Here is an 11,039-nt window from a genome sequence, read left to right on the forward strand (position 1 = left end):
CACTCCACCCGCACTCAACGAAGGGAAAACCATGAGGAATCTGAACAGGATCGGCGGGGCAGCTGCCATTGCTGCTGCCCTGGCGCTGACGGCCTGCGGCGGTGGTGGCGGAGCCACTGGCCCCGAAACGGCCAAGGGGCAGGAGGCAGGCAGCGACCTGTCCAAGCTCATCAGCATCAACGAGAAGCCTGCGGCCGATCTTGAACAGGGCGGCAAGGTGACACTTCCGCTGGGCAGCATCGGTCCGGACTTCAACGGTTTCTCCAATAACGGCAACAGCTCGGACAACTCCGCCCTGATGGCTCCGATCAACCCCGTTGCAGTGACGGGTGGCGGCATCGGCGGCTGCTGGAAGGTCGACTTCGAGGGCAAGGCGAGCCCCAACAAGGACTTCTGCGAGTCCGTGGAAAGCGAGATGGTTGACGGCAAGCAGACCGTCACCATCAAGGTCAACGACAAAGCAACGTACAACGACGGCACGCCGATCGACATCAAGGCCTTCCAGAACACCTGGAACATCCTGAAGAGCCCGGATGCCGGCTACGACATCGTGTCCTCCGGTTCCTACGCCTTCGTGGAGTCTGTCGAGGCCGGAAGCAGCGACAAGGAAGTCATCGTCAAGATGACGCAGCCGGTCTACCCGCTCGAAGACCTGTTCTTCGGGCTGATCCACCCGGCTGTCAACACGCCGGAGATCTTCAACGAGGGCTTTGTCGGCGAGATGCACCCGGAGTGGATGGCAGGCCCGTTCAAGGTGGACCAGTACGACCCCGCGGCCAAGACCCTTTCCCTGGTGCCCAATGAGAAGTGGTGGGGCACGAAGCCGGTCCTGGAGAGCGTGGTCTTCCGTCAGCTGGAAACCAGCGCCCAGATTGCAGCCTTCAAGAACGGCGAGATCGATGCGATGTCCGCCAACACCATCGCGCTCTACAAGCAGCTGGAAGGCACCAAAGACGCCGAGGTCCGCCGCGGCCAGCGGCTGTTCGCCGGCGGCCTGAACATCAACGCCCAGCGGATCACCGACGTCGCCGTCCGGGAAGCCATGTTCGCCGCTGTGGACCGTGAGGCGCTGCGCAAGGTCCGGTTCAACGGCCTGAACTGGGAGGAGCCCAGCTCCGGTTCCATGATGCTCCTGCCGTTCTCGGACTACTACCAGGACAACTACCCCGTGAAGGAGACCGGCCCGGATGCCGCCAAGAAGGTCCTGACCGATGCCGGGTACACGGAGAACGCCAGCGGCGTCATGGAGAAGGACGGCAAGCCTGTTTCCTTCAAGATCAGCAACTTCGGTGACGATCCCACCACGCTGGCCTTCACCCAGACCCTGCAGAAGCAGCTCCAGGCCGGCGGCATGGACGTGGGCATCGATCAGCGGGCCTCTGCCGACTTCGGAAAGGTCATCGGCGGCCGCGAGTTCGACGTGAGCGTCTCCGGCTACACCGTTGGGGCGGATGCGACGTCCGCCGTCAAGCAGTACTACGACTCCAAGACCAACGAAAACGGCCTGGGAGACGCTGAACTGGACAAGAGGATCGCCGAGCTCGCCTCCATCGAGGACAACGCCGAGCGGAACAAGGCAGCCATGGAGGTTGAGAAGGAGCACATGGCGAAGTACTTCTCCATGGGCGTGGTCATGAACGGCCCGCAGATCTCCTTCGTCCGCACCGGCCTGGCCAACTACGGCCCGTCCCTGTTCCAGAGCCTGTCCCAGGTTCCGGACTGGACCACCCTGGGCTGGGAAAAGAAGTAACCCTGCCCCCGGGACGCCCTCTCACTTAACGTTGGTTTTCCCGCAACGCTCTCTCGCTTCCTTTCCGGAAGTGAGAGAGCGTTAGCGGTTAAGGGCCATTAAGTGAGAGAGCGTGCGGGAGTACGGTAGCCCTATGACCGGTACTGCTGCTGCCCGCCCCATCCGCACTGCCGTCGTCGGCTACGGACTGTCCGGAAGCGTCTTCCACGCCCCGCTGATCGCGGCTGACCCCAGCTACTCGCTGGACGTCGTCGCAACGTCCGACGCCGGCAGGCAAGCGGCTGCCAGCGCCCGGTATCCGGGGGTCAAGACAGTCCGCAATGGTGACGCCGTCCTGGACGTTGCGGGCGACCTGGACCTGGTGGTGCTGGGAACCCCGCCGGCCACCCACTACCCCCTGGCCAGGGCTGCCCTGGAAGCGGGGCTGGATGTGGTGGTGGACAAGCCCTTCACCGTCACCAGTGCACAGGGGCAGGAACTGATCGAACTGGCCGGGGAATTGGGCCGGGTGCTGACGGTCTTCCACAACCGGCGGTGGGACGGCGACTTCCTGACCCTGCGGAAACTGCTGGAGGTGGACGCCGTCGGCACCGTGACAAGGTTCGAGTCGCGCTTCGAGCGCTGGTCCCCCATCATCGCCAAGGCCTGGAAGGCGCGCGCAACGGCAGCCGAAGGAGGCGGTGCGCTGTTCGACCTGGGCAGCCACCTCATTGATCAGGCGCTCCAGCTCTTCGGCCCGGCCACGGTGACCCATGCCGAGCTGCGGGCGCGGCGCTCCGACGAGCGGGCGGATGACGATGTGTTCGTGGTGCTGCGCCACGAGACGGGGGTGCTCAGCCACCTGCACATGAACATGCTCTGCGCGCAGCAGGCCCCGCGCTTCCGCGTCCTGGGCTCGGTGGGCGGCTACACCAAGCACGGCGTGGACCCGCAGGAACCCTACATTGTGGCCGGAGGCAGCCCCCTCGACGCGGAATACGGGGTGGAGGCGCCGGAATGGGCAGGGCTCCTGGGCCGTGACGGCCACCTGGATGTCCTGCCCACCGAGCGTGGAGCCTATCCGGAGTTCTACCGGCTGCTCGCCGGGAAGATCCACGACGGCGGTGCCGCCTCCGGCGCGCCCCTTCCCGTGGACCCGGCGGACGCCGTCGAGACCCTGAAGATCATCGAGGCGGCACGCGGGCTGGCCCGGTAGCGCCTCCTGCTAGGCCGAAACGAGCTCGTGCCAGTCCGCCACGAGGGGCAGGTTGTGCGCCTCCGAAACCGAGTGGTGCGCGACGTGGCCGGCGGCGATGTTGAGCCCGGCTGCGAGGGCGGGGTCACGGTCGAACGCCGCCTTGACGCCCAGGTTGGCCAGGGCCACCGCGTAGCGCAGGGTGACGTTGGTCAGCGCGTACGTGGAGGTGTTGGGGACGGCGCCGGGCATGTTCGCCACGCAGTAGAAGATGGTGTTGTGCACCTTGTACGTGGGTTCCTGGTGCGTGGTGGGGTGGGTGTCCTCGAAGCAGCCGCCCTGGTCCACGGCGATGTCCACCAGGACCGAGCCGGGCTTCATCCGCGCCACGAGGTCGTTGGTCACCAGTTTGGGGGCCTTGGCGCCGGGAATCAGGACCGAGCCGATCACCAGGTCGGCGTCCACCACGGACTTCTCGATCTCGTACTTGTTTGAAGCCACCGTCTTGAGTCGGCCCTGGTACTGGGCGTCCAGTTCGCGGAGCCGGTTGATGTTGATGTCCAGGATGGTGACGTCGGCGCCCAGGCCCAGCGCCATCGCCGCAGCGTTGGTTCCGGCAACGCCGGCTCCGAGCACAACAACCTTGGCGGGGCGGACGCCGGGCACGCCGCCCAGCAGGATGCCCTTGCCGCCGGCGGGCGCCATCAGCGAGGACGCACCCACCTGGACGGACAGCCGGCCGGCAACCTCGGACATGGGCGCGAGCAGGGGCAGGGTGCGTCCCTCCTGCACCGTTTCGTAGGCGATGGCCGTGACGCCGGAGTTGATGAGCTCGCGGGTCAGTTCCGGTTCGGCGGCGAGGTGGAGGTAGGTGAAGAGGATCAGGCCCTTGCGGAAGCGGTGGTACTCGGCCTTGATGGGCTCCTTCACCTTCATGACCATGTCCGCGCGGGCCCAAACATCGTCCGCCTCGTTGACGATTTCCGCGCCGGCGATCGAGTATTCCTCATCGGTGATGCCTGAACCGAGGCCCGCGCCGCGCTCCACCAGGACCGTGTGGCCATGCGTGCGGAACTCGTGGACACCGGCGGCAGTGATGGCCACCCGGAATTCGTTGTTCTTGATTTCTTTGGGGACACCGATGATCATCGTGGGCTCCAGGTTCTCGGCCGTGTGGGCCGGAAAGTGCGGAAGGATTTCGTGTTTCCACGATAAATCCGCTTGTGAGCCAGCTGACATGGACCAGTGGCGGGCATGCAGGGAGAACCGCATGATTCCGCGGATTTCTCCCGTTTAGGATCGACAGATGTCGAGTCCTGGGGCGTCAGGTGTCGCCTGCTGTCCGTTCGTCCGCGCACGTCCACAAGCAGTAGTGTTGCCCCATGCAGCAGGGTGTGGAGCAGCTCGTGGAGCAGGTGGCGCAAAAGCTCGGCCGCGGGCTGTCGCTCGAGGACCTGGACGGGGTGCTCCTCGCCTACAGCTCAAACCAGTCCCACGCCGACCGGGTACGGGTGAACTTCCTGCTCAGCAAGAAGGTGCCCGCCGACGTCTCCGCCTGGCAACTCTCGCACGGCATCGCCACCGCCGTCCGCCCCGTGGTGGTCCCGGCCAACCCGGACCTGGGAATGCTGGGCCGCGTCTGCGTCCCGCTGATGGTCCGCGGGTTCCGCGTGGGATACCTGTGGGTGCAGCAGGACTCGGCCGAGGAGAATCCAGCGGCCATCCTCACCCAGCTTCCGGCGGTCAACCACGAGCTGGAACTGCTGTCCGGGCTGCTGCTGGATTCCAACACCGCCGAATCCGAGTACCGGCGGAGCCGGGAGCGGGAGTTCCTGGCTGCCTGCGCCGGAGAACCCAACGCGGTGGCCGCCGTGGCCGGGTGGAAGGAAGTCCAGGGGAAGGGACCGTGGCAGATGGTCACGGTCCTCGATGCCGACGGCTGGGCCAGCGGACCGGATCCCATCGCGGCCACCCTGACCCACCGCTCCACCGCGCTGCAGGCGACCGTGGGTGTTGATGCTGCCCTGTTCAGCGCCGGCACCGAGACCCATTCCGTGGTGCTGTTCCGCGAATCGACCGGCCGGGCCAACCACGCCCAGGTCCTGGTGCACTACCAGCTGGAACTGGCCAAACGCTCGGGCCGCCCGGTCCACCGCATCATCCTGGGCATCAGTGAAGGCTTCAGCAGGACCCGGCAGCTGTCCGAGGCGTACCGCCAGTCCAGGGTTGCCGCGCAGGCCGCCGCGGTGGACCCGCAGCTGGGCGAACTCGTGGACTGCCGGGCGGCCGGCGTGTACCAGCTGCTGGCCTCCGCCGGGGGAGGGGTGGGCGCCTGGGCGGACTCCGGCTCCGTCTACTTCCGGATGCTGGAGGACCACGACCGCAACGGTGAGCTCATTCCCGTCCTGGAGCTCCTCTATGACAACGACGGCTCGGTGCAGGACGTGGCCGCGCGGCTGCATCTGCACCGCAGCAGCATCTACAACCGGCTGGGCCGGATCCGGCAGCTCCTGGGCGTGGACCCGCTCAAGGGGCTGCCCCGGCTGGAACTCCACGCAGCCCTTAAGATGCGGCGCTGGGCAGGCCGGCCAAGGATCTAGGCGTCCTGCCCGTCCACCGCTTCCTGCGGGCCGGACTTCTTCCTGGATTCCTTCTTCTGGTGCTCCAGTTTCTGCCGTTCAAGCTTCTGCTTGTCCAGCCAGGCCATGATGGCCGCCAGCGGGATGCGCCGGTGCGTACCGCGGTACTCCACCGGGATTTCGCCGCGGTCCGTCATGTTGCGGAGGTAGGTGTGCGAGATGCCGGCCAGTTCCGCGGCCTTGGAGGTGGTCAGCATTTCCTCCACGCTGCTGACCGTGACCGCTTCGCCGCGGCTGAACCGGTGGAGGAGATCGACGACGGCGCCCCGGGCCAGGGGCGGCAGCCGGTGGACCGTGCCGTCCACGAAGACGGTGATGTCATCGCTGCCCGCAAGTGCCCGCTGCAGCTTGTCCGCGTCTTCCCGGGGGAGGGCGCCGGTCATCCGGGGAGCTATCAATGCCATATTTTCAGCCTACCGGTGCCCCGCCGCGGCTGGCGGTATGCTCGGCTGATGGCATTGAGTGGCGGACAGGACGTGGAACACGGCGGCCTGCAGGGAAAGCTCTATGCCTCGGTCCTGCCCGCCGTCGCCGGGCCCAGGCCAAGTTACGTGCTGCTGCACGGGATCGGCGTCTCCCACCGCTACCTGGCACGGCTGCACCAGGAGCTGGCCAAGGCAGCCGACGTCTACACCTTCGACCTGCCGGGATTCGGCAACGCTGACCGCCCCCGCCGCCGGCTTCGAGTGGAAGACTTTGCCGCCTTCGTGACCGCGGTGCTGGCGGAAGCCGGCGTACGGCACTACCTGGCGGTGGGCCATTCCATGGGAAGCCAGCTTGCGGTGGAGCTGGCGCTGCAGGAGCCCGGCCAGGTGTCCGGCGCCGTCCTGATGGGGCCGGTGGTGGATGACAGCCGGAATTCGGTGGCGCGGCAGTCCCTGGCACTGGCCAGGGACGCGCTGTTCAGTGAATCCCTGTCCGCCAACATCATTGTGTTCGGCGACTATTTCCGGGCCGGCCTGCGCTGGTATTTCACCGAGCTGCCGGTGATGATGGAATACCCCATCACCGGGCGGCTGGCCCGCGTCAGCCAGCCCGTGCTGGTGCTCCGGGGCGCCAAGGACCCGATCGCGCGGCGCCCGTGGTGCGCGCGCCTGGCCGGCGTTGCCCCGCAGGGCACCGCCGGCGAAATCCCCGGGCAGGGCCACGTCTTCCAGCACACGGCTCCCGGAACCGCGGCGGAAACCATCAGCGGATGGGTCCGCGCGGTGGACGGGTTCGGCGTCAGCGCCTGATCAGAGCCCCAGCTCCTCCAGGACAGGGAGCTTCTCCCGCACCCACGCCCGTGCCTCGGTGGCGCTCGGTGCGGACAGCGCCAGCTTGGCAAGTTGCTGGGCCTCGGACAGCGTGACGGTCTTCAGCACGGCGGCCACGGCCGCAATGGAGCGCGCGGTCATGGACAGGGTATTCACGCCAAGGCCCGTCAGTACGACGGCGAGGGCGGGATCCGCGGCAGCCTCCCCGCAGACGCCCACGGGCTTGCCGCTGCCTTCTGCCCGGGAGCCTTCAACGGTGAGCCCCACCAGGCGCAGGACGGCCGGCTGCCATGGGGTGTTCAGGTTGGCGAGCGGACCGAGCTGGCGGTCGGCCGCCATGGCGTACTGGGTGAGGTCGTTGGTGCCCAGGCTGGCGAAGTTCACCTCACGCAGGATGGATTCGGCCGTCAAGGCGGCGGAGGGGACCTCCACCATCACGCCGGGGTTCCTGATGCCGGCGCCTGCGCACATGGAAGCGAAGTGGGCTGCCTCCTCGGCCGTCGAAATCATGGGTGCCATCACCCACACGTCCGCCTCCGACTGCTTCTCTGCCAGCGCGATTGCTTCCAGCTGGCGGTCGAGGACGCCCGGAGTGGTGAAATCGGTGCGGTAGCCGCGGACGCCGAGGGCCGGGTTGGGCTCAGTGGAGTCAGTCAGGAACGGAAGCGGCTTGTCCGCGCCGGCATCCAGGGTGCGCAGGACCACTTTCTTGCCCGGGAAGGCATCAAAAACACTCTTGTAGGCTGCGGCCTGCTCTTCAACGCTGGGCTCGGTGTCCCGCTCGAGGAAGCAGAATTCGGTGCGGAACAGGCCCACGCCCTCGGCGCCCAGCTTGGCGGCCGCCTCGGCGTCCTTGCCGCCGCCCACGTTGGCGAGCAACGGCACAAGGTGGCCGTCCGCCGTCGCGCCCGTTCCGCTGAACTCGGCCAGCAGGGAAGCCGTGGCGGCCCACGCTTCCGCTGCGGCACGGAGGGATCCGTCGGGCTGGGCGGTGATGCTGCCGGCAGCCCCGTCCACGTAGACCTCGGTGCCGTCCGGGAGTTCGTCCACGCCCACCGCGGCGACCACGGCGGGAAGGCCGAGGGAGCGGGCGATGATGGCGGTATGGGACTGCGGGCCGCCGCCGGAGGTGACCAGGGCCAGCACCTTGTTGGGGTCCAGGGTGGCGGTGTCGGCCGGGGCGAGGTCCTCGGCCACCAGGATGAACGGGGTGCTGGAGCTGGGGATGCCCGGCGCGGGAACACCGCGGAGCTCAGCGACGATCCGGGCACGAACGTCAAGGACGTCGGTGGCCCGTTCAGCCATGTAACCGCCCAGGTTATGGAGCATTTCGGAGACCGAGGAGCCTGATTCCCAGATGGCGCGCTCGCCGGACACGCCGCGGGCAATGAGCTTGCTGGCGCCCTTGATCAGCATGGTGTCCTTGGCCATCAGTGCGGTGGCTTCGAGGACCGCCTTGCCGTCGCCGGTGGCGTGCGCGGCGCGTGCCTTCAGTTCATCGTGTACCGCCTGGGACGCCGCCTTCAGGGCTGCAGTTGCTTCCTCGGCCGTCGTGCCCGGTGCCAGCTGTTCACCGGCGGGAGGTTCGCTGATCGGTTTCGGCATCTGCCGGATGACTCCGATGACGCGGCCTGGACTGACGCCTACTCCTGGGAAGTTCTGCACTGAAGGTCCTCATTCTCTTCCGGTAGCCAGGCGCGTCAGGATCTCCGGCGCGTGCCGGGACCGCCAGAGGACTGCTACGTCCAGGGCGGGAAACGTGCCTGAAAAAATTGTATGTGATTCAGTTCATATAGCAATGCTATAGGTGCTAGGGTAGCGGTTATGAGTTTGGATGGCCAGCTTCCCCCCAAAATGCGACTGCTGCGTGCGGCGGCCGAATTGCTGGCAAAATCCGCGGGGGCTCCCGTCTCCACCCGCCAGATCACCCAGCTGGCAGGGGTTTCGGCTCCCACCCTGTACCACCACTTCGGCGACAAGGAGGGCTTGTTCGACGCCGTCGTCGCCGCGGGTTTTGAGGAATATGTCGCGGGCGAAAGGGATTTCGCCCCCTCCGGGCATCCGCTTGAGGACATCCGGAGAATGTGGGACAACCACGTGCAGTTCGGCCTCAACCAGCCGGAGCTGTACCTGGTGATGTTCGGCAACATCCGCCCGGAAAGCCGCCCCGCCATCGTTGCCGATGCCGAGGCCCTGATGGAGGAGATGCTGAACAAGGCAGCGGCGGCGGGCCAGCTGAACGTCCAGCCCCGGGAAGCGGCCAGGTCCATCCTGGCGGCCAACGTGGGCGTGACGCTGATGCTGATTGCGGAGCCCGCCTCCGAACGGAACCTCGAACTGTCCACCATGACCCGGGACGCCATGATCTTTGCGGTGTCCGCCGAGCCCTCCACGGGTCCGGTGCCGGGCGATACCGGGAAGTCCTCGGTTGTGGTGGCTGCGATCGCCCTGAACGCCGCACTTCAGGCCTCGCATTCAGACCAGCTCTCGAGCTCGGAACTCAAACTCTTCCTCGAATGGCTGCACCGGATCTCCACCAGCCCGGCCTGAAGCAGCCTCCTGCGCATCAGCCCGTTACACAGCAGTACGTCGCTCGTCACCATCGGACCATCCTGCGGAGCAGCAGGACAGACGGTTAGGAAATCACATGGCACCAGAAACAGTTGCGAAACCCCGCACCAGCATGCGGGTTGGCGTCCAGAAGTTCGGAACATTCCTGTCCGGAATGATCATGCCCAACATTGGTGCCTTCATCGCCTGGGGCCTCATCACGGCGCTCTTCATCGAGAAGGGCTGGCTGCCGGTTCCCGAACTGGGCGGCTTCGGCACCAACGCCGAAGGCGAACCCAACACCGGCCTCGTGGGACCAATGATCACCTACCTGCTGCCCCTGCTGATCGGCTACACCGGCGGCAAGATGGTCTATGACGTCCGCGGCGGCGTGGTGGGCGCCATCGGCACCATGGGCGTCATCGTGGGCGCCGGCATCCCGATGTTCATCGGCGCATGATCATGGGCCCCCTGGGCGGCTGGACCATGAAGAAGATCGACTCGATCTGGGACGGCAAGATCCGCCCCGGCTTCGAGATGCTGGTGAATAACTTCTCGGCCGGCATCTGGGGCGCCCTCCTGGCCATGCTGGGCTTCTACGCGATTGCACCGGTGGTCTCCGCCTTCAGCGCCGGCGCCGGCAATGTGGTGCAGTTCCTGGTGGACAACGGCCTGCTGCCGCTGACCAGCATCTTCATCGAGCCGGCCAAGGTCCTCTTCCTGAACAACGCCATCAACCACGGCGTCCTGACCCCCCTTGGCGTCCAGCAGTCCCTGGAGCAGGGCAAGTCCATCCTGTTCCTCCTGGAGGCAAACCCCGGTCCGGGCCTCGGCATCCTGCTGGCCTACATGTTCTTCGGCCGCGGCGCCGCCAAGGCCTCCGCTCCGGGTGCTGCCATCATCCACTTCCTCGGCGGCATCCACGAGATCTACTTCCCGTACGTGCTGATGCGCCCGCTGCTCATCCTGGCTGCCATCGCCGGCGGCATGACGGGCATCGCCACCCTGGCCGTCACCGGCTCCGGCCTGGTCGCCCCGGCCGCCCCGGGTTCCATTTTCGCGGTGCTCGCCCAGACCTCCCGCGACAGCTACCTGGGCGTGATCCTCGCGGTCCTGCTGGCGGCAACGGTGTCCTTCCTGGTGGCCTCGGTGATCATGAAGACCACCAAGCACAGCGACGAGGTTGACCTCAATGACGCCACCTCCCGGATGGAACAGATGAAGGGCAAGAAGAGCTCCGTTGCCTCCACCCTGACCGGCGCAGGCGCTGCCGCAGGCGGCGGCGTGGGCGTCCTGGCCGGGCCGGTGCGGAACATCGTGTTCGCCTGCGACGCCGGCATGGGCTCGAGCGCCATGGGCGCCTCCGTGCTCCGGAACAAGATCAAGGCGGCCGGCTTCCCGGACGTCAAGGTCACCAACGCCTCCATCGCCAACCTCAGCGACACCTACGACGTGGTGATCACGCACCAGGACCTGACTGAACGCGCCAAGCCCGCCACGGCCAGCGCCGTCCACTACTCCGTGGACAACTTCATGAGCAGTCCGCGCTACGACGAGATCGTTGAACTGGTCCGCGAAAGCAACACCTCGGCAGGTACCGCCCCGGGCACCGAGCCCGCCGCCGGAACCCCCGGCGGCGCGCACTCCGCCGGCGCTCCCGCCGGTGTTGC

Annotated in this window: 8 protein-coding genes and 1 pseudogene; 6 read left to right on the top strand and 3 right to left on the bottom strand. The window is 66.8% G+C overall.

All coding sequences use genetic code 11. The annotated features are described in order from the left end of the window. Nucleotides 1–31: 31 nt before the first annotated feature. Nucleotides 32–1,750, top strand: coding sequence for an ABC transporter family substrate-binding protein (locus tag G205_RS10570; protein ID WP_009357945.1), 1,719 nt, complete (start codon nt 32–34; stop codon nt 1,748–1,750). A gap of 133 nt (nt 1,751–1,883) precedes the next feature. Beyond that, a complete protein-coding gene (locus G205_RS10575; protein ID WP_009357946.1) occupies nt 1,884–2,945 on the top strand; it encodes a Gfo/Idh/MocA family protein in 1,062 nt (353 codons plus the stop codon). Nucleotides 2,946–2,954: 9 nt separating this feature from the next. Here G205_RS10575 and ald read toward each other — a convergent pair whose 3' ends face one another. After that, the gene (gene ald / locus G205_RS10580) at nt 2,955–4,073 is read right to left on the bottom strand and encodes an alanine dehydrogenase (RefSeq protein WP_009357947.1); all 1,119 of its coding nucleotides are present in this window, start codon (nt 4,071–4,073) and stop codon (nt 2,955–2,957) included. Nucleotides 4,074–4,306: 233 nt separating this feature from the next. On the opposite strand from ald, the gene G205_RS10585 reads away from it, so the two are divergent. Next, nucleotides 4,307–5,524: a PucR family transcriptional regulator gene (locus G205_RS10585; protein WP_009357948.1), complete on the top strand. Its 1,218-nt coding sequence runs from the start codon at nt 4,307–4,309 to the stop codon at nt 5,522–5,524. On the opposite strand, the gene G205_RS10590 is transcribed toward G205_RS10585, so the two are convergent. After that, entirely contained in the window at nt 5,521–5,967 is a 447-nt protein-coding gene (locus G205_RS10590) for a helix-turn-helix domain-containing protein (protein ID WP_035752712.1), read from the bottom strand. The two genes, G205_RS10585 and G205_RS10590, sit on opposite strands and share 4 nt — an antisense overlap. Nucleotides 5,968–6,015: 48 nt before the next feature. Here G205_RS10590 and G205_RS10595 point away from each other — a divergent pair, with 48 nt between their 5' ends. Further along, a complete protein-coding gene (locus tag G205_RS10595) occupies nt 6,016–6,798 on the top strand; it encodes an alpha/beta fold hydrolase (RefSeq protein ID WP_035752714.1) in 783 nt (260 codons plus the stop codon). On the opposite strand, the gene ptsP is transcribed toward G205_RS10595, so the two are convergent. Next, nucleotides 6,799–8,484 carry a phosphoenolpyruvate--protein phosphotransferase gene (gene ptsP, locus G205_RS10600; protein WP_009357951.1) on the bottom strand — a complete coding sequence of 562 codons (1,686 nt, stop codon included), beginning with the start codon at nt 8,482–8,484 and terminating at the stop codon, nt 6,799–6,801. A 159-nt stretch (nt 8,485–8,643) separates the two neighbouring features. Between ptsP and G205_RS10605 the strand changes: the two genes are divergently transcribed. Together G205_RS10605 and G205_RS10610 are read left to right on the top strand one after the other, a co-directional pair. Further along, on the top strand, nt 8,644–9,369 hold the full coding sequence (locus G205_RS10605; protein WP_035752716.1) for a TetR/AcrR family transcriptional regulator: 726 nt from the start codon (nt 8,644–8,646) through the stop codon (nt 9,367–9,369). Nucleotides 9,370–9,466: 97 nt separating this feature from the next. Next, a pseudogene (locus tag G205_RS10610) lies at nt 9,467–11,039 on the top strand (PTS mannitol transporter subunit IIBC); the annotation flags it as partial.

The sequence above is a fragment of the Arthrobacter nitrophenolicus genome (assembly GCF_000332815.1).
Taxonomy (GTDB): domain Bacteria; phylum Actinomycetota; class Actinomycetes; order Actinomycetales; family Micrococcaceae; genus Arthrobacter; species Arthrobacter nitrophenolicus.

Excerpts from the sequence above, each read along its gene's own strand:
- G205_RS10570 (WP_009357945.1), top strand. The coding sequence starts at position 32 with ATGAGGAATCTGAACAGGATCGGCGGGGCAGCTGCCATTGCTGCTGCC.
- G205_RS10575 (WP_009357946.1), top strand. The coding sequence starts at position 1,884 with ATGACCGGTACTGCTGCTGCCCGCCCCATCCGCACTGCCGTCGTCGGC.
- G205_RS10605 (WP_035752716.1), top strand. The coding sequence starts at position 8,644 with ATGAGTTTGGATGGCCAGCTTCCCCCCAAAATGCGACTGCTGCGTGCG.
- G205_RS10590 (WP_035752712.1), bottom strand. The coding sequence starts at position 5,967 with ATGGCATTGATAGCTCCCCGGATGACCGGCGCCCTCCCCCGGGAAGAC.
- G205_RS10585 (WP_009357948.1), top strand. The coding sequence starts at position 4,307 with ATGCAGCAGGGTGTGGAGCAGCTCGTGGAGCAGGTGGCGCAAAAGCTC.
- ald (WP_009357947.1), bottom strand. The coding sequence starts at position 4,073 with ATGATCATCGGTGTCCCCAAAGAAATCAAGAACAACGAATTCCGGGTG.
- G205_RS10595 (WP_035752714.1), top strand. The coding sequence starts at position 6,016 with ATGGCATTGAGTGGCGGACAGGACGTGGAACACGGCGGCCTGCAGGGA.